Origin of the sequence: Franconibacter helveticus LMG 23732, from assembly GCF_000463115.2 — a bacterium.
Lineage (GTDB): Bacteria > Pseudomonadota > Gammaproteobacteria > Enterobacterales > Enterobacteriaceae > Franconibacter > Franconibacter helveticus.
Map to the genome: position 1 here is coordinate 36296 of NZ_AWFX01000011.1, position 18258 is coordinate 54553.

Here is an 18258-nt window from a genome sequence, read left to right on the forward strand (position 1 = left end):
TTTAACCACCGCAGTAAAAGTTGAGCTGCGCCGCAAAAATGAGTAAGTGTCGAAAAGTGCAACTTTTAACTCGAAATTGACCTTCTCATCCTGTTCCCCACGGTGAAAAATGCATTTTCACGCATTTATGAAACATAAAAACAACAATTTCATAACTAACCGAGGCGAGCGACCCTATGAAAACTCAGGTTCTGATCATCGGCGCCGGGCCATCCGGCTTGCTGCTTGGACAGTTGCTGCATAACGCAGGCATCGACAACATTATTCTTGAACGGCAAACGCCGGAATATGTCCTTAGCCGTATCCGCGCCGGCATTCTGGAAAGCGGTACTGTGGAGCTGTTGCGTGAAGCGGGCGCGCACCGGCGCATGGAGGCGGAAGGGCTGGTGCATGACGGGGTTGAATTTCTGGTTGATGGCCGACGGATCCCGCTTGCGCTAAAAACCCTGAGCGGCGGAAAGTCGGTTATGGTGTACGGCCAGACCGAAGTGACGCGTGATTTAATGCAGGCCAGAAGCGAAGCTGGCGCGCAAACGCTGTATGGGGTCAGCGACGTAGCGTTGCACAATCTTAAAGATGGCGCGCCTTATGTGACGTTTACCAGAGAGGGCGAGCCGTGCCGCATTGAGTGTGATTACATTGCTGGCTGCGACGGGTTTCACGGCGTTTCGCGCAAAGCGATCCCTGCCGGCGTGCTGCGCGAATATGAATGCGTTTATCCGTTCGGCTGGCTTGGCCTGCTTGCGGATACGCCGCCCGTTCACCACGAACTGATTTACGCTCACCATGAACGGGGCTTTGTACTTTGCAGCCAGCGCTCGCTAACGCGCAGCCGTTATTATTTACAGGTGCCTTTGACAGATAACGTGCAAACCTGGACTGACGAGCGTTTCTGGGAAGAGCTGAAGCGGCGCCTGCCGCAGGAGCTGGCGGGCAAAGTCGTGACGGGACCTTCGCTTGAGAAAAGCATCGCGCCGCTGCGCAGCTACGTAGTGGAACCGATGCAATACGGTTCGCTGTTTCTGGTAGGCGATGCGGCGCATATCGTACCGCCGACGGGAGCGAAGGGGCTTAATCTGGCGGCTTCAGACGTTAACTATCTCTATCGTATTTTATGCGGCGTTTACCAGCAGGGACGACAGGACTTATTGAGCCTCTATTCGCAGCTGGCGCTGCGGCGCGTCTGGAAAGGCGAACGGTTCAGCTGGTTTATGACGCGTCTGCTGCACGATTTCCAGGAGCAAAGCGCGTTTGATCGGCGAATGCAGCAGGCGGAGCGCGACTACTTTTTAGGGTCGCAAGCCGGGCTTACGACGATCGCGGAAAATTACGTAGGACTGCCTTTCGAAACGGTACGGTAAGCGGCACGATCTCTTCTACAATTTTTAAAAATGCGCAAAGAAGCGAGAGCATGACCACTGTTACGCCAGTTCCTGTATTTACGCTCTATGGTGAAAGCCTGAACTGGCCGACGCCGGATCTGCTGCACTGCGAATCTATCCATAGCCGCAGCAGCCTTTATGAGTGGCATATCCGCATTCATCAGCATGCGGATATCGTTCAGCTGCTTTACCTGCATAAAGGCAGTGCGGAAATAGAAATTGAAGGGGTAAAGACGCATGTGTCTCAGGCCTGTATTCAGGTGGTGCCGGCGCTGTGCGTCCACAGCTTCAAATTTTCCCCCGGTACGCAGGGGTTCTCGCTCTCTTTTTCTTCTCCGCTGGTGGCGCTTTTCGAACAGCGCTTCGGCCAGCCGCTGGAAGTTCTTGCCCGGCCCGGCTGTTTGCCGGTTAACGCGTCGCGTCATCGCATAAATGCGTTATTCAGCACGCTGCAAAGCGAATATGAAGGTGACGGACTGGCGCGCGAAATAATGCTGCACTCGCTTATCAGCGCGTTACTGGTCTGGCTGAACCGCCAGTGTTGCGCCGGCGACGGGGGAGTGCAACGACCTCAACGAAACAAAGCGGTAATGCGCCAGTTTTCAAAGCTGCTGGAGCGGCATTACCGCGAGCAGCTCCCGGTGACGGAGTACGCGCGGCGGCTGGGGCTTTCTGTCACCCACCTTAATACCTTGTGCCATGAGTTTCATGGCGCCAGCGCGCTGGCGCTTATGCATCAGCGCCTGATTCTGGAAGCCCGCAGGATGCTGCTTTATAGCACCATGACGATAAGTCAGATTTCGGAACATTTGGGGTTTAGCGACGCAACCTACTTCTCCCGTTTTTTTCGACGCCAGGTCGGCGTCGCGCCCAAAACGTTTCGAAGCGCCGCCGCATCGGCTTCCTTTTCTTTAGAGAAACAAAAATGAAACCGGTTTATATAATTTCTTTGCGATATTACTTATTAAAATGACCGTTAATTCATATCTATTAATACACAGTTTTCTGTTATTTCTAATAAAGCTGTATGAGTAAGTGAAGAAGTCCACTATTGTATTTTTGCCGCGTTGACACTGCCTCCGGGCGTTCATAAAATGACTGCTGCTCATTCCGGTGAGGTAAAAGATCCTATTTGTATTGAAACAGCGCGTAGACTTTTCTGGTTAACGTCTGAATAACTTTTCTTTTTATTTGTCTTATTCATCAACTTAAATTAATCGGAAGCCATGCTTTTTGCCGGAAGGATTTAGCCGGAGGAACTATGTTACCAGGACGTTGTAAGCAAGGTATTATCGTCAGTACGTTGCCTGTTATGCATAACGGGCTTGAAGCTATTATTGCGCAGCATTTTCCAGATATTGAATTACATCATTTCCAACGTAGCGCTGAACTCCCTTCCGTGGTCGTGCAGCGCGCGAGTGTGATAATTATTGAACTTCCTTTTGAGGCTGAGGAAGCGCAAACAGAATGCGAGGCTTATTATAAGTTTATCGCGCAGCAACCCGATATTCACTGGATCTTCATGGTGCCGAAAAGCGTGTTCAGTCTGGCGGTTGAACACCTGATGCGGCCTGAAACCACGCTGCTTGCCACGACAGAAACCGTAGAAGGCGTAGTGAATGCGGTTCGCCTTGGCTGCGCGCGAGCGGAACGTATCAGCCAGCTATTGTTGTCGCCTTACAATGTGCATATGCAGGAGCCTGTGCGCTTCGCTTCTACGCTGACGATTTCAGAACGGCAAGTATTACGCTTGCTCGGTAAAGGATGGGGTATTAATCAAATAGCCCAACTACTTAAAAAAAGTAATAAGACTATTAGCGCGCAGAAAAATAGCGCCATGAAAAGATTGTCGCTAAAAGGAAATGCAGAAATGTACGCCTGGATTAATAGTTTACAGGGCGTTAAGGAACTTAATTTGCTTTCATTGCAAAAGGAAAAGGCAGAATGGAACACATCGCATCAGATGTAAGAATTGCCCTGATTGAAAGTTGCGTGATGAGCGCCGTAGGTTTAAGTATATTATTGCAGGGAAATAACGCGCCGCGCTATCAGGTGTTTACTTTTACGAACCAGAGTGAATTTATGGCCGCGCAGGAAGTTGAACCCTTTTACGCGGTTATTTTTTCATTGCCCGGCACGCGTGAACACCGGCGCGAATGCCTGAGCTTCTTTGGCGAAATCGCGAAAACATGGCCAAAAATGAAGCGGTTGGTTATGGCGAACAATGAATCTGAAGCGAGTCTGATAAACCAGCTCTCGCTGACTACATTTCACGGCGTGCTGAATAAATCCCTGCCGCTTAACGCCTTTGCAGAAAATCTCCTCGCTGTGCTGAACGAAAACAATAAGCAAGCTGACCATGCAAGCAAAACAAACCCGATCAAAACAGCGCCGCGGCTTTTAAGCCCGACCGAGCGCACCATCTTACGTTATTTAACAGATGGTTATTCCATTTCGCAAATCGCCTCTCAGTTAGAGCGCAATATCAAGACCATTCGCGCGCATAAGTTTAACGCCATGCTCAAACTTGGCGTGCATACCGATGCCGGTTTGCTTAACGCCGCGGATATGCTGCTGCATCGCGCAACGCCATTTTAATCTTCATGCTCCGGCGGGAAACCTGGCCGGAGCTTTTTCGCTTTTACCACGTTACTTTACTGGCAGACATCCACCCACCGGGCGGCGGTCAGTTCTGCAAGTCGCGATGGCGAAATACGCACGGCGCTGTGAATGGCCCCGGCTGCGGGCAATACTTCCTGATACGCTTTAAGCGACACATCACAATAAACGGCCAGAGGATGCTCAAGGCCAAAGGGGCAGACGCCTCCCACCGGGTGCCCTGTCCAGGTGATCACTTCATCAGTGCTTAACATGCGCGCTTTGGCGCCAAAGGCCGCTTTCAGTTTTTTATTGTCCAGCCGGGCATCGCCTTTCGCCACAATAAGAATGATTTCATCTTTTACTTTTAAAGACAGGGTCTTGGCTATTTGTCCGGGTTCAACGTTGTGCGCGGCGGCGGCCAGCGCAACGGTAGCTGTGCTTTCGTTAAGTTCAATAATAACGATGTCGGGCGCTTTCTCGGCAAAAAATTGCCGTACAGATTCCAGACTCATGCGTTTCTCCTGCTGAAGACTTTCCTTTACTGATATAACCAGAACGGGCTGATGATTGTTATTGATTAACGGACTGCTAACAAGTCAGTGTTTTCTGGATCTTCTTCACAATCACAGAAACCGGTTACTGTAACCGGTTGCAGCCCGGCTCTACGCGATTAATACTGGTTCCGTAACCAACCCTGTATCCCGTAAATAATAAGAGCCGTCTATGAAACGTATCCTTGTATGCTGTGCCGCCGGTCTGTCGACCGGCATGGTAGTAAACCGTATGAGGCAGGCCGCAGAGCAGCATAATATCGCTGTGGAACTTAATGCGGCGGGCATTAACGCGTTTACCGAAACTTTTTCTCATTACGACTGCTGCCTGTTGGGGCCGCAGGTAAAAACCCACCTTGAAGCGTGCAGGGCGCAGGCAGCGAGTAGCCAGATACCTGTATCCGTCATTAATGCAATGGATTATGGAATGATGCGCGGCGACAAAATTCTCGCTGACGCACTCGCGTTATTAGCCTGACAGGAGAGCCGCTATGTCTGCCAACCATGCCGCCTTTAATGTGATTTTTCGTTTCGTTGAAAATTATGTCAGCCCCATCGCCGGACGTATCTCTTCACAACGCCACGTCATGGCTATTCGCGACGGCTTTATTTCCGCTATGCCGTTTATGATTGTCGGTTCTTTTTTACTGGTTTTTGCCTATCCGCCTTTTTCACCGGATACCACCTGGGGTTTTGCTCGCGCCTGGCTCGATCTCGCAAAGCAGTTTGAAGGGCAAATTTTGACGCCGTTTGATATGACGATGGGCATTATGTCTATCTACATTTGCGCGGCCATCGCCTATAACCTCGGCAAGCATTACGCGAAATCTCATCAGCTTGATCCATTCATGTGCGCTATGTTGGCGCTGATGGCCTTTTTGCTGGTGGCGGCGCCAAAAACCAAAGGCACTTTGCCGGTGGACAGCCTGGGCGGCACCGGCATTTTCACGGCTATCCTGGTGGCGATCTACTGTGTGGAGATGATGCGTTTTCTGAAGGCGCACAACATCGGCATTCGTTTACCGGATCAAGTGCCGCCGATGATCAAAAACTCCTTCGACTTGCTGATCCCGGTGCTGGTGGTCGTGCTGACGCTTTACCCGCTGAGCCTCTTTATTCAGGCGCAGTTCGACATGCTGATCCCGCAGGCCATTATGGCTATCTTTAAGCCGTTGGTTTCGGCGGCGGATTCCCTGCCTGCCATTTTGCTGGCGGTGCTTGTCGGCCACCTGCTTTGGTTCGCCGGCATTCACGGCGCGGCTATTGTTTCCGGCATGCTGCAAATGTTCTGGCTGACCAACCTTGGCATGAACCAGAGCGCGCTGGCGCAGGGCGCGCCGTTGCCACATATCTTTATGGAAGCGTTCTGGACGTTCTTTATCGTGGTGGGTGGTTCCGGCGCGACGATGGGGCTGGTGCTCTGTTATTTGCGCAGCCGCTCGGTGCATCTGCGTTCTATCGGCCGTCTTAGCGTAGTCCCCAGTATTTTTAACATCAACGAACCGGTTATTTTCGGCACGCCTATCGTAATGAACCCGGTCTTCTTTATCCCGTTCTTGCTGGCGCCGATGGTTAACGCCATCATCGCATGGGCGGCGATGAAGCTTGATTTAATTGGCCGGGTGATTTCTGTCGTGCCGTGGACCGCGCCTGCGCCGATTGGCGCCGCATGGGGGCTGGGCTGGGATTTCCGCGCGGCGATCCTGGTGGTGGTGTTAGCCGTTATTTCTGCTGTTATCTACTTCCCGTTCTTTAAAGTCTATGAAAAGCAGCTGCTGGCTCAGGAAGCCGCAGAAGCGCAAGCGCAAAAAGAGACGGAAGAAGAAGGGCGCCAGGTGGCGTAATGAAAACGGCGGGGAAACCCGCCGTTGCTTATTTAAGCGTGCAGTCGCCGCATTGCTGCACGTCCGGCAGGCGATAACGCTGGCAGCAGGTACGGCGAACCAGCAAGCCTTCGCGCAGCACCACCGTGCGATAGAGCGGATTATCTTGACCGTTGCGCAGCTGTTTTTCAAAAAAGCAGGCTTCACGAAGCGCGTTTACCGTTCCCTCGCCAAGAAAACTCTTCCACTCACCGAAACACCAGTTAAGCAGATATCCCGTGTTACTCCAGATAAGCCGGCCATTGATATCGCCGGTCTCTTCAAGCGCATTTACAACCGGCTGCAAACATTCCGCCACCAGTTTTTCAACGCGTTCGCGAGCGGATAACGCGCTGGCAAGATAATCTTCCTGTACGTTCAGCCAGAAGCAGGCAGCGCGGCCAGTTTCATGAAATTCGACATGAATATGGGAAGGCGTAACGGCAATAGCCTGGGGTTGCGTCAGCAATGCCAGCATCAGCGGCGGCGCAAGCAGACCGAGATACCACTGCGCCCAGAGTGAAACCAGCGGCTTAGCCTCGCGTGGCTGCGCAGGATGATTGCGGTAAATATGATCGGAATAGAGAGCCATCAGGGAAGCCAGGCGGGCGGGATGCGCCCACTGCGCCAGCGTCATCGCCGCGTCAGGCGGCGTTTCATTCAGCCGAATGATGTCATTAAAGTGCGCGCGGTGCGTGGTGAACGCCTCGCGTATAGACTCTGCCAGCGTAGAGGAGGGCTGGTAGAGCGGTGTGCGCCAGATAAGATCATCAGCAATCTGAAATGAGTGGTAAGCCATGACCCTGCTTAATAGCAAATCTAAATGATAATGATTGCCAATCCTAACTATAGGCGGAGCCGATAGCAAGCAGATTCACCGGAGCGACTTAGGAAAATAGCGTTGCCGCACAATTCAGGCGGCATGGCGGGGATCGGCAAAAAGAATATGGTTTCGTCCCTGATTTTTCGCTGCATACAGCGCCGCGTCGGCCTGACGCAAAGCCATTTCAATGTCCTGATCTTCAAGCGGCGCAATGCCAATACTCAGCGTTACGTTAGTCGCCACGCTTTCATTAAACATATGGGGAATGCGCAAATCATAAACGCGCTGCCGAATGCGTTCTGCCGCCTGACAGGCACGCTGGGCATCGGAATTGGTTAAGAGCACCAGAAACTCTTCGCCGCCGTAGCGGGTAACGATATCCCTTGAACGCACCGAATCCCGAATAGCCGCAGAAACCCGCGTCAGCGCCTGGTCGCCCATCATATGCCCGTAATGATCGTTATAGGCTTTGAAATGGTCGATATCCATCAGCATAACAAAGTGCTGACCGGTACCCAGCGCCAGCACATGCTCCAGGCGGTTCTGGAAGCCGCGTCGGTTATAAAGCCCGGTGAGCGGATCCATCATACTCAGATCGGTTAGCGTCTCTTTCTCTTCCAGCAGCTTTAACATCAGCCCTTGCGAAAAAGTGTCGCTGCGTTTCTGGATAATATGCTGGATAGCAATGCCCACCATGGGCAGCGCGACAGCATAAAACATCCGCATTAAATGCTGCGCCTGATCGAGCCAGATAACCGTAACGACCACCGGCAGACAGTGGCAGATAAACGCGCTGAGATTATTAATGAAGGATAAAGAGCCGATAAACAGCACGGTTAACAAGGCCACCAGCAGGTAGGAAAGGTCAAGGCCTGGCACGGTAGTAAATTTAAGGGCGATCTGTCCGGCCCACATTAGCCCGAAAAGCAACGAGATCAGGTTAATGTTGATGCGTCGGTGGCTGTTTCGCGCATGCCAGATAAGCAGGCCAACACTACTGGTAAGCACGGCGACAAGAGGTAAGGTGACGCGTTCCACTGAGTAAAGCGGGCTCGCTATGCTAAACAGTGCGGAAAACGCGTTCAGGAAAAGAAACAAGCGTAGAGAAAGTTGGTACTTTTCTTTAAGTAAGGCTCGCCAGGTTTGCGCTGTCATATATAAGTCGTTATTTATCAGAGCCGTAACAAAGTTTAAAAGCCAGATGAAAAAAATAACGGGCGAAACAAGAGTTTCGCAAAAGTTAAATGTAAGTTTAATAATGCTGTAATGGTGAGCAATTTATCACCTTCACGAATGTATGTCATTACCCCGCCGGCCAGCAAAAATCACCTTTATGATAAATCCTGACAAATGAGAATTTTTATCATATGATATTGGTTATCATTATCGGTGTGAGAGGGATAAGCATGTTGCAAAAGCGGCTGGAAAGCGGATGGGGAATTATCGTACCCGGACTGCTGGTAACTTTGCTGGCGTTGAGCGATTTAACCTTTGCGCAGTGGCGTATTGTCGTCGTGGTGGCGCTGCTTGCTACGTCGTTGATGCTGTTTCACAAACGGTTGCGCCATTTCCTGCTGTTGCCGTCGTGCATTGCTTTCGCGAGCGTATTAATGCTGATTGTGATGAATCTGAAGGGATGAAACCAGGAAGGAAGCGAGACGTTCAGAAAGTGGTGCGAGGGGGGGGACTTGAACCCCCACGTCCGTAAGGACACTAACACCTGAAGCTAGCGCGTCTACCAATTCCGCCACCTTCGCATACCAGCAATACCGGGAAGTATTGCAACCACGGAGGCGCATTCTAGATGTTTTCTGAGCTTCGTCAACACTTATTTCATGCCGCATTTCTGAGTGGCGCAAAAAGCGGCATTTTTGTGACAGGGAACGATTAGCGCTTCGCGTTACGGCCCATGACTGCACGATAAACCTTAAAGCGTCCGGTCTGTGCCAGCACTTCATGGTTGCCGAACATTTCATCCAGCAGATTGGGGTACGGAAGAAACGCGTTGGCAACAATGCGCAGTTCGCCGCCGTTATTCAGGTGTTTTACCGCGCCGCGAATCAACGTCTGCGCGGCCTCAAAGCTGGTCTGCAACCCGTCATGGAATGGCGGATTTGAAATAATCATATCAAAGCGGCCTTTCACTTCGGAAAAGACGTTGCTCGCAAACACGTCGCCTTCAAAGCCGTTTGCCGCAAGCGTCGCGCGGCTTGCTTCTACCGCAGGGGCGCTCACGTCGCACAGCGTCAGCCGAACTTTCGGCGAATGGCTGGCCAGCGCCGCCGCCAGCACGCCAGCGCCGCAACCTACGTCCAGCACTTTGCCTTTGGTGTGCGGTGAAAACGTCGCGAGCAGCAGATCGCTGCCGACATCCAGCCCGTCGCGGCTGAAGACACCCGGCAGTGTCTTAATGGTTAATGCATCCAGCGCATATTCATCCCACCAGGCGTCTTTATCAAAGGCGGGTTGCGTTTCGAGACGGCCATGATAAAGGCCGCAGCGGCGGGCGCTGTCTATTTTGGTCAACGGACAGTACGCCTCAAGCATTTGCTCGGCGCTACGCACGCCGCTGCGGTTTTCACCAACAACAAATACATCGCAGCCTACAGGCAGGAGAGAAAGCAGATTCATCAACTGGAATTGCGCTTCCGGCTTGTTTTTCGGCCAGTAGTAAATAAGGGTATTGCTGTCGGCGATGAATTCAGCATCGGCGACCAGGCCGTATTGCGCCCGTTCTCCCATTGGCTTGCTGAGCACCTGCCAGTGGTGGAACTGTTGCGTATGCGCGCGGCTTGCCGCCGTTTCGAAGCGCGCGGGCAGGTCATCCTGCATATCGCCGGCGAACAGCACGCGGCTTTCCAGAAAATCATCACTGTGGCGTAGCAGAACTTCGCTTGCCGGGGAAAAAGCGGACATGAAAAACTCCTCAGGAAACTTGAGGGGCGATTATAGTGGTTTGTTGGCGCAGGTTCGACGAATTTGCTATATTTGCGCCCCTCCGGCTTTCACTCAGGCACCGTTATGACATCCCGACGAGACTGGCGTTTACAACAACTGGGCGTTACCCAGTGGGTATTACGTCGCCCCGCCGCGCTGCTGGGCGAAATAGCGATTACCCTGCCGGCGCATATTCGTCTGGTGATGGTGGCGCAAGCGCTGCCCGCGCTAAATGAGCCGATTGTGCAGGATGTGCTGCGCGCTTTAAAGCTGCGCCCGGATGAGGTAATGCAGCTCACGCCGGAGCGGGTAGCGATGCTCCACGACGGCGCGCATTGCAACAGCTGGTGTCTTGGCGTAACGGAGCCGTTAGCGCTGCCGGGCGCGAAACTCGTCTCGCCGGGGCTGGAAGGGCTTCGGCGCAGCAGTGCGGCCCGCGCCGCTTTATGGCAACAAATTTGCGAAAATGATGACAATTTCTTCCCTGGAGCCGACTGATCTCGCCGCGGCTTACGCCATTGAAATACGCAGCCACGCTTTTCCCTGGAGTGAAAAAACGTTCGCGACCAATCAGGGTGAGCGCTACCTCAACTACCGGCTTGATCTACAAGGCGAGATGGCGGCATTCGCCATCACTCAGGTCGTGCTCGACGAAGCCACGCTGTTTAACATCGCGGTCGACCCCGCTTATCAGCGGCGCGGGCTGGGCCGACAGTTGCTTGAACATTTAATTAGCGAGCTGGAAACCCGCGGGGTACTCACCCTCTGGCTTGAAGTGCGGGCCTCAAACGTCGCCGCCATCGCGCTTTATGAAAGCCTGGGCTTTAACGAGGCGACGATCCGCCGTAACTACTACCCCACTAAAGAGGGGCGCGAAGACGCGATAATCATGGCTCTGCCGCTGGGCTGATAACAAAAGAAAGGTGATGTAATGAAGTGGGACTGGATACTCTTTGATGCTGACGAAACGCTGTTTACCTTTGACGCTTTCGGCGGCTTACAGCGGATGTTTCTCGATTACAGCGTGACGTTTACCGCTGAGGATTATCAGGATTACCAGGCCATCAACAAGCCGCTCTGGGTTGATTATCAGAACGGCGCCATCACGGCTTTGCAGCTTCAGCATCAGCGCTTTGAAAACTGGGCCGAGCGCCTGAGCGTGCCGGCAAGCGATCTTAACCGCGCGTTTCTCAATGCCATGGCGGAGATTTGCGCGCCGCTGCCCGGCGCCGTCTCTTTGCTTGATTACCTTAAAGGCAAGGCGAAGCTTGGCATCATTACCAATGGCTTTACCGCGCTACAGCAAATTCGCCTTGAGCGCACCGGTCTGCGCGACTATTTTGATCTGATTGTGATTTCAGAAGAGGTCGGGGTGGCGAAGCCAGACCCGCGCGTTTTCGATTATGCGCTGGAGCGCATGGGCAACCCGCCGCGCGAGCGCGTGCTGATGGTGGGCGATACGGCGGAGTCCGACATTCTCGGCGGCATTAACGCCGGTATCGCCACCTGCTGGCTGAACAGTCACGGCCGTACCTTGCCGGAAGATATCGCCCCCGACTATCAGGTCACCTCGCTAAGCGAACTGGAGCAACTGCTGTGTAAACAATAATTGTCTGCCCGCCCCTGATGGGTACAATAGCCGCATTTTTCGACTCACACGCTGCGTGGCGCTTTGCCGCGCGCTTACACAGAAGATTTGATTATGACGTTGTCTCCTTATTTACAAGAGGTGGCCAAACGCCGCACGTTTGCCATCATCTCTCACCCGGACGCCGGTAAAACCACCATTACGGAAAAGGTGTTGCTGTTCGGACAGGCGATTCAGACCGCCGGTACGGTAAAAGGCCGCGGCTCCAGCCAGCATGCGAAGTCCGACTGGATGGAGATGGAAAAGCAGCGCGGTATTTCTATCACCACTTCCGTGATGCAGTTCCCGTATAAAGAGAGCCTCGTAAACCTGCTCGACACCCCGGGCCATGAAGACTTCTCTGAAGATACTTACCGCACCCTGACGGCGGTAGACTGCTGTTTGATGGTTATCGACGCGGCGAAAGGCGTTGAAGATCGTACCCGCAAGCTGATGGAAGTGACCCGCCTGCGCGACACGCCGATCCTCACCTTTATGAACAAGCTCGACCGCGACATCCGCGACCCGATGGAGCTGCTCGATGAAGTGGAAAGCGAGCTGCGCATCGCCTGCGCTCCGATCACCTGGCCGATTGGCTGCGGCAAGCTCTTTAAAGGCGTTTACCACCTTTATAAAGATGAAACTTACCTGTACCAGACGGGCCAGGGCCACACCATCCAGGAAGTGCGCATCGTTAAAGGGCTGAATAACCCGGAGCTGGATAACGCCGTGGGCGACGATCTGGCCCAACAGCTGCGCGATGAACTGGAGCTGGTGCAGGGCGCATCCCATGAGTTCGATCAGGAGCTGTTCCTGAGCGGCGAAATCACCCCGGTCTTTTTCGGCACCGCGCTTGGCAACTTCGGCGTTGACCATATGCTGGACGGCCTGGTGGAATGGGCGCCTGCGCCGATGCCGCGTAAAACCGATACCCGCGAAGTGGAAGCGAAAGAAGAGAAGTTCTCCGGCTTCGTCTTTAAGATTCAGGCCAACATGGATCCGAAACACCGCGACCGCGTGGCGTTCATGCGTGTTGTCTCCGGCAAGTACGAGAAGGGCATGAAGCTGCGCCAGGTGCGTATCGGCAAAGACGTGGTTATCTCCGACGCGCTGACTTTTATGGCGGGCGACCGTTCCCATGTGGAAGAGGCTTATCCGGGCGACATTATCGGCCTGCATAACCACGGCACTATCCAGATTGGCGACACCTTTACCCAGGGCGAAATGATGAAGTTCACCGGCATTCCGAACTTTGCGCCGGAGCTGTTTCGCCGTATCCGCCTTAAAGATCCGCTGAAGCAAAAACAGTTGCTCAAAGGGCTGGTGCAGCTTTCGGAAGAGGGCGCTGTACAGGTGTTCCGCCCTGTCGCCAATAACGATTTGATCGTAGGCGCGGTGGGTGTGCTGCAATTTGATGTGGTTGTGGCGCGCCTTAAGAGCGAATACAACGTTGAAGCGATTTACGAATCGGTCAACGTTGCGACTGCCCGCTGGGTTGAGTGCGCGGATGTTAAGAAGTTTGAAGAATTCAAACGTAAAAACGAAGTGCAACTGGCGCTGGACGGCGGCGATAACCTGACTTACATCGCCCCTACTATGGTCAACCTGAACCTGACTCAGGAACGTTATCCGGACGTGGTTTTCCGTAAAACTCGCGAGCATTAATTTTCCTTACGGGGCGGGGCGCAAGCCGCGCCCCGCCTCTTTTCCCCGCCTTTTTCGCCTTCTCTTTTCCGCTTGCGGAACTTTCTTAAATTCCTGCTTTTTCTGCCGTTTTGCCGCTTTTTCGCCTTAGCCACCAGGCGTTTTTGAGAGAGTGATCTATATTTAACACTGTGATGACAAGGTCACTGGTTTAAACAACCATTCAATGCGTGTTTGGCAGTATTTAAGCCGTGAAGTCATCACTGATTTGATATTAAAAACTGACTTAAGCCAGTGCGGCGAGAGTTACTGAAACAGCGGGAAGTTGATAACAGTACGCTTCACTGTCTGAGCGGCCTTTAGCAAGACTTCGCGTTTTGCTGTTTAGGAAAAGCCAGTGTCGTTATGGCTTAAGGCTCAAATTCTGAGCAAACTACAGGAATGAATCGATGAACAAGACTAAGATTTCGAAAACTCTGCTGGCTGTGATGTTGGGTTCTGTCATGGCGACTTCTGCGGTTCACGCGGAAAGCTCCGTTACCGATAAAACCAAATCCGCTGCCGATTCCGCAGGGCAAAAAATCGATAGCTCTATGAATAAAGTCGGTAATTTCATGGATGACAGCGCCATCACCGCAAAAGTTAAAGCGGCCCTGGTGGACGATGAAAACATCAAGAGCACCGATATCTCTGTGGAAACCGAGAAAAACGTGGTCACCCTCAGCGGCTTTGTAGAAAGCCAGGCGCAAGCCGAAGAGGCCGTTAAAATTGCGAAAGGCGTTGAAGGCGTTAAATCCGTCAGCGACAAACTGCACGTTCGCGATGGTAAAGACCAGTCGGTAAAAGGTTACGCGGGTGATGCTGCTACCACCAGCGAGATCAAAGCCAAACTTCTGGCTGATGACATTGTGCCGTCCCGTATGATTAAAGTGGAAACCACTGACGGCGTCGTTCAGCTCTCCGGTACCGTTGAATCTCAGAAACAGTCTGACCGGGCCGAAAGCATCGCTAAAGCCGTTGATGGCGTGAAAAGCGTCAAAAACGATCTGAAAGTGAAGTCGTAACACCCCAGACCCACTCTCCCGGTCTTAGCCGGGAGAGAAGGTAAGTATGACCACCAAGAAAACACCGTCAGTGGGTCAGACGCTCACTAAGAAGCGGTTACAGTTTAACTATGGTAAAGGAGAGTCTTATGTTTCGTTGGGGCATTATTTTTCTGGTTATCGCGTTAATCGCCGCCGCTCTGGGCTTTGGTGGCCTGGCTGGTACGGCAGCAGGTGCTGCGAAGATCGTATTCGTCGTCGGTATTATTCTGTTCCTGGTCAGTCTTTTCATGGGCCGTCGTCGCCCATAGTGTGATAAAACTGTAACAGGCAGACGGGAAGGCCAGTCTTTATGACTGGCTTTCACGTTTCATAAGCAAAAATAAGCGCGCCTGAAGGCGCTAAAAAAAGCAGGATGGCAAGGTGGGACAACGTATTCCGGTTACGCTCGGCAACATTGCGCCGCTGGCGTTAAAGCCGTTTCGTCCCGGCAAGCTGGCTATTGTCTGCGAAGGTGGCGGTCAGCGCGGGATATTTACAGCCGGTGTGCTGGATGAGTTCATGCGCGCCGAATTTAACCCCTTCGATGCTTTCTACGGCACCTCTGCTGGCGCGCAAAATCTCTCTGCTTATGTCTGTAATCAGCCCGGCTATGCCCGGCGCGTGATCACCCGCTATACCACAACCCGCGAATTTTTTGACCCGTTGCGCTTCGTGCGCGGCGGGAACCTTATCGATCTCGACTGGCTGACAGAAGAGACCGCCCGCAAAATGCCGCTGGCAATGGACAGCGCGTCGCGGCTGTTTGACGCGGGTAAAGAGTTTTATATGTGCGCTTGTCGCAGCGACGACTATTCGCCCGGCTACTTTGCGCCGCAAAATCAGACCTGGCTTGATATCATCCGCGCTTCCAGCGCGATTCCGGGTTTTTACCGCACAGGCGTAATGCTTGATGGCGTGAGCTATCAGGATGGCGGTATCAGCGACGCCATTCCGGTGCAGGAAGCGGCGCGCAAGGGCGCAACCACGCTTGTGGTGATCCGCACTGTGCCTTCGCAAATGTATTACACGCCACAATGGTTTAAACGCATGGAGCGCTGGCTCACCGACAGTAGCCTGCAACCGCTGTTAAACCTCGTGCAGCACCATGAAACCAGCTATCGCGCCATTCAGGAATTTATTGAAAAGCCGCCCGGCAAGCTGCGTATTTTTGAAATCTATCCGCCTAAACCGCTAATGAGCATGGCGCTGGGCAGCCGTCTGCCGGCGCTGCTGGCGGATTACAAAACCGGCCGCCTGTGCGGACGCTATTTTCTGGCGACGGTTGGCAAGCTGCTGACCTCGAAGCCGCCGCTGCATCGTCATCGCGTAGCAACGCCGCCGACGCTGGTGGTGCCGCCTGCGACCGTGGCGAACGACGCCGTCGCGACAACGCCTGTCTTCGCGCCGGAAGCGAACGATGCGGCGTTTGATAATGAGGATCTGGCCTGATGCGGCGCTTTATCGACACCCACTGCCATTTTGATTTCCCGCCCTTTACGGGCGACGAAGCAAGAAGCCTTGACCAGGCGGCGCAGGCAGGCGTTGAGAAAATCATCTTACCGGCCATTGAAGCGGAACGTTTTGGCGCTGTCTTGTCGCTCGCGCAGACCCATAGCCGCCTTTACGCCGCGCTCGGCCTGCACCCTATCGTGATTAACAAACATAACGATGCTTCGCTGGCGTTGCTGGAACATCACCTAAAAAATCGCCCGCCGAAAATGGTGGCGATAGGGGAAATCGGCCTCGATCTCTATATGGAAAACCCGCTCTTTGAGCGCCAGGAAGCGATTCTCGACGCGCAGTTGACGCTGGCAAAGCGTTATCAACTGCCGGTTATCCTCCATTCCCGCCGCACGCACGACAAGCTCGCGATGCACTTAAAGCGCCATGATTTGCCGCGCCGGGGCGTGGTGCATGGTTTCGCCGGCAGTCTGCAACAGGCGCAACGCTTTATTGATATGGGCTATAAGATTGGCGTGGGCGGCACGATCACCTATCCCCGCGCCAGCAAAACGCGCAACGTCATCGCGCAACTGCCGCTTTCAGCGCTGCTTCTGGAAACCGACGCTCCGGATATGCCGCTTAACGGCTTCCAGGGCCAGCCTAATCGCCCCGAGCGCGTCAATGGCGTATTCGACGTGCTTTGCGAACTGCGTCCCGAGCCGCCTGAGCTTATCGCCGAGACCATTTTGCAAAATACCTTACGCCTCTTTGCCTTTCCGCCAGCACCCTAATGTGAACTGCCGCAAATTATTGACTGAAAAACTCCGTCTGTTTCGCAAAAATTTGTTTAGCCGCACAACGATTAATACCCTGTCGTTATAATCGCCTCGTTTTCTGGAAACGAGCTTGTTATTTACTGACTACACAGGGACATTGTATGCAAATCCTCATGGGGCTTATCGGCATGATTACGCTGCTGCTGATAGCCGTACTTCTCTCCAGCCATCGTAAGGCCATCAATCTTCGCACTGTGCTGGGCGCCTGGCTTATTCAGGTCGGCATCGGCGCGCTGGTGCTTTACGTTCCGGTGGGCCGCAAAATCTTGCTCGCCATGTCTGAAGGGGTAGCGAACGTTATCGCTTACGGCAATAACGGCATCAGCTTTCTTTTCGGCGGCCTGGTCTCTGACAAAATGTTCGAACTGTTCGGCGGCGGCGGGTTTATTTTCGCGCTGCGCGTGTTGCCGGTTATTGTGTTCTTTTCCTCGCTGATTGCGGTGCTTTATTACCTTGGCATCATGCAACTGGTGATCCGTATTCTGGGCGGCGCGCTGCGCGCGGTGCTGAAAACGTCCCGTACCGAATCGCTTTCCGCGACGGCGAATATTTTTGTCGGCCAGACGGAAGCGCCGCTGGTAGTGCGTCCTTATATCGCCACCATGACCCGCTCCGAGCTGTTTGCGGTGATGTGCGGCGGTCTGGCTTCGGTGGCTGGCTCTGTGCTGGCCGGGTATGCGCAAATGGGCGTCCCGCTGGAGTATCTGATTGCCGCCTCGTTTATGGCGGCGCCGGGCGGTTTATTATTCGCCAAGATTATTTTGCCGGAGACCGAAACGCCTAACGACGCGCCGCGGCTGGAAGCGGCGGAAAACGATCCGGATCGTCCCACTAACGTGCTGGACGCGGCGGCGTCAGGCGCCTCCTCGGGCATGCAGTTAGCCTTAAACGTGGGCGCGATGCTGCTGGCCTTTGTGGCGCTGATAGCGCTGCTCAACGGCATGCTGTCCGGCATTGGCGGCTGGTTTAACCATCCTGAACTCTCCTTGCAGCTTATTCTTGGCTGGGTCTTTGCGCCGCTCGCCTGGCTTATTGGCGTTCCCTGGAGCGAGGCGACGGTAGCGGGTTCGTTTATCGGCCAGAAGCTTATCATCAACGAGTTTGTCGCCTACATGAACTTTGGCGAATACCTGAAAGAGGATGCCGCTGTAGCGGCGGCGGGCTTGCAGGTCTTGTCGGATCACACCAAAGCGATTATCTCTTTTGCGCTGTGCGGGTTCGCAAACCTCTCTTCTATTGCGATTTTAATCGGCGGACTGGGCAGCATGGCGCCGAACCGCCGCCACGAGGTGGCGCAGCTTGGGTTAAAGGCGGTAGCGGCCGGTACCCTTTCTAACCTCATGAGCGCCACAATTGCCGGGGTTTTCCTCGCGCTGTAACTGGCGCCCTTCGCTTTAATACGCCTTTCATAAAAATGCGCCACTTCCTTTCCGCACCGGGGGAAAGTGGCGTAAACCTCTGCATACC

At 53.6% G+C, this 18258-nt stretch carries 20 protein-coding genes and 1 tRNA gene; 16 read left to right on the forward strand and 5 right to left on the reverse strand.

All coding sequences use genetic code 11. The features are described 5' to 3' along the window. The first annotated feature begins 176 nt into the window (after positions 1-176). The 4 genes from pobA (at position 177) to bglJ (ending at position 3980) form a co-directional block, all read left to right on the forward strand. Positions 177-1361, forward strand: coding sequence for a 4-hydroxybenzoate 3-monooxygenase (gene pobA / locus DW56_RS04300; protein ID WP_024553340.1), 1185 nt, complete (start codon positions 177-179; stop codon positions 1359-1361). Between the two features lie 50 nt (positions 1362-1411). Then, positions 1412-2311, forward strand: coding sequence for a helix-turn-helix domain-containing protein (locus tag DW56_RS04305; protein ID WP_024553341.1), 900 nt, complete (start codon positions 1412-1414; stop codon positions 2309-2311). 332 nt (positions 2312-2643) lie between these two features. After that, positions 2644-3351 carry a helix-turn-helix transcriptional regulator gene (locus tag DW56_RS04310; RefSeq protein WP_081711400.1) on the forward strand — a complete coding sequence of 236 codons (708 nt, stop codon included), beginning with the start codon at positions 2644-2646 and terminating at the stop codon, positions 3349-3351. Then, positions 3327-3980: a DNA-binding transcriptional activator BglJ gene (gene bglJ / locus DW56_RS04315; protein WP_024553343.1), complete on the forward strand. Its 654-nt coding sequence runs from the start codon at positions 3327-3329 to the stop codon at positions 3978-3980. The genes DW56_RS04310 and bglJ overlap by 25 nt, the downstream gene beginning before the upstream one ends. 56 nt (positions 3981-4036) lie before the next feature. Here bglJ and DW56_RS04320 read toward each other — a convergent pair whose 3' ends face one another. After that, the gene (locus DW56_RS04320) at positions 4037-4495 is read right to left on the reverse strand and encodes a YbaK/EbsC family protein (RefSeq protein ID WP_024553344.1); all 459 of its coding nucleotides are present in this window, start codon (positions 4493-4495) and stop codon (positions 4037-4039) included. Positions 4496-4706: 211 nt separating this feature from the next. On the opposite strand from DW56_RS04320, the gene DW56_RS04325 reads away from it, so the two are divergent. Both DW56_RS04325 and DW56_RS04330 read left to right on the forward strand, forming a co-directional pair. Further along, a complete protein-coding gene (locus DW56_RS04325; RefSeq protein ID WP_024553345.1) occupies positions 4707-5012 on the forward strand; it encodes a PTS sugar transporter subunit IIB in 306 nt (101 codons plus the stop codon). A 13-nt stretch (positions 5013-5025) separates the two neighbouring features. Beyond that, on the forward strand, positions 5026-6378 hold the full coding sequence (locus tag DW56_RS04330) for a PTS sugar transporter subunit IIC (RefSeq protein WP_024553346.1): 1353 nt from the start codon (positions 5026-5028) through the stop codon (positions 6376-6378). A gap of 28 nt (positions 6379-6406) precedes the next feature. On the opposite strand, the gene fhuF is transcribed toward DW56_RS04330, so the two are convergent. Next, the gene (gene fhuF, locus DW56_RS04335) at positions 6407-7195 is read right to left on the reverse strand and encodes a siderophore-iron reductase FhuF (RefSeq protein WP_024553347.1); all 789 of its coding nucleotides are present in this window, start codon (positions 7193-7195) and stop codon (positions 6407-6409) included. Positions 7196-7309: 114 nt separating this feature from the next. Further along, complete coding sequence (locus DW56_RS04340; protein ID WP_024553348.1) at positions 7310-8374, reverse strand: GGDEF domain-containing protein; 1065 nt, start codon at positions 8372-8374, stop codon at positions 7310-7312. Between the two features lie 212 nt (positions 8375-8586). Here DW56_RS04340 and DW56_RS04345 point away from each other — a divergent pair, with 212 nt between their 5' ends. Beyond that, entirely contained in the window at positions 8587-8859 is a 273-nt protein-coding gene (locus DW56_RS04345; RefSeq protein ID WP_024553349.1) for a DUF1435 domain-containing protein, read from the forward strand. Between the two features lie 30 nt (positions 8860-8889). Here DW56_RS04345 and DW56_RS04350 read toward each other — a convergent pair. Both DW56_RS04350 and rsmC read right to left on the reverse strand, forming a co-directional pair. Then, positions 8890-8976: transfer RNA gene (locus tag DW56_RS04350), tRNA-Leu, on the reverse strand. A gap of 130 nt (positions 8977-9106) precedes the next feature. Next, the gene (gene rsmC, locus DW56_RS04355; RefSeq protein ID WP_024553350.1) at positions 9107-10135 is read right to left on the reverse strand and encodes a 16S rRNA (guanine(1207)-N(2))-methyltransferase RsmC; all 1029 of its coding nucleotides are present in this window, start codon (positions 10133-10135) and stop codon (positions 9107-9109) included. Positions 10136-10240: 105 nt separating this feature from the next. Here rsmC and DW56_RS04360 point away from each other — a divergent pair, with 105 nt between their 5' ends. The 9 genes from DW56_RS04360 to DW56_RS04395 all read left to right on the forward strand — a co-directional run bounded on the left by DW56_RS04360 (position 10241) and on the right by DW56_RS04395 (position 18170). Beyond that, on the forward strand, positions 10241-10654 hold the full coding sequence (locus tag DW56_RS04360; RefSeq protein WP_024553351.1) for a DNA polymerase III subunit psi: 414 nt from the start codon (positions 10241-10243) through the stop codon (positions 10652-10654). Then, the gene (gene rimI, locus DW56_RS04365; RefSeq protein ID WP_024553352.1) at positions 10623-11066 is read left to right on the forward strand and encodes a ribosomal protein S18-alanine N-acetyltransferase; all 444 of its coding nucleotides are present in this window, start codon (positions 10623-10625) and stop codon (positions 11064-11066) included. The genes DW56_RS04360 and rimI overlap by 32 nt, the downstream gene beginning before the upstream one ends. 21 nt (positions 11067-11087) lie before the next feature. Further along, on the forward strand, positions 11088-11765 hold the full coding sequence (gene yjjG / locus DW56_RS04370) for a pyrimidine 5'-nucleotidase (protein ID WP_024553353.1): 678 nt from the start codon (positions 11088-11090) through the stop codon (positions 11763-11765). Positions 11766-11858: 93 nt separating this feature from the next. Further along, positions 11859-13448: a peptide chain release factor 3 gene (gene prfC / locus DW56_RS04375; RefSeq protein WP_024553354.1), complete on the forward strand. Its 1590-nt coding sequence runs from the start codon at positions 11859-11861 to the stop codon at positions 13446-13448. A gap of 428 nt (positions 13449-13876) precedes the next feature. After that, entirely contained in the window at positions 13877-14491 is a 615-nt protein-coding gene (gene osmY, locus DW56_RS04380; protein WP_024553355.1) for a molecular chaperone OsmY, read from the forward strand. Positions 14492-14619: 128 nt separating this feature from the next. After that, on the forward strand, positions 14620-14781 hold the full coding sequence (locus DW56_RS21280) for a DUF1328 domain-containing protein (RefSeq protein ID WP_002437547.1): 162 nt from the start codon (positions 14620-14622) through the stop codon (positions 14779-14781). A gap of 112 nt (positions 14782-14893) precedes the next feature. Next, positions 14894-15961 (forward strand): patatin-like phospholipase family protein, encoded by a 1068-nt coding sequence (locus tag DW56_RS04385; protein WP_024553356.1) that lies wholly within the window; start codon positions 14894-14896, stop codon positions 15959-15961. Beyond that, entirely contained in the window at positions 15958-16746 is a 789-nt protein-coding gene (locus DW56_RS04390) for a TatD family hydrolase (RefSeq protein WP_024553357.1), read from the forward strand. The genes DW56_RS04385 and DW56_RS04390 overlap by 4 nt, the downstream gene beginning before the upstream one ends. A 146-nt stretch (positions 16747-16892) precedes the next feature. Then, positions 16893-18170: a NupC/NupG family nucleoside CNT transporter gene (locus tag DW56_RS04395; protein WP_024553358.1), complete on the forward strand. Its 1278-nt coding sequence runs from the start codon at positions 16893-16895 to the stop codon at positions 18168-18170. Positions 18171-18258: the final 88 nt, after the last annotated feature.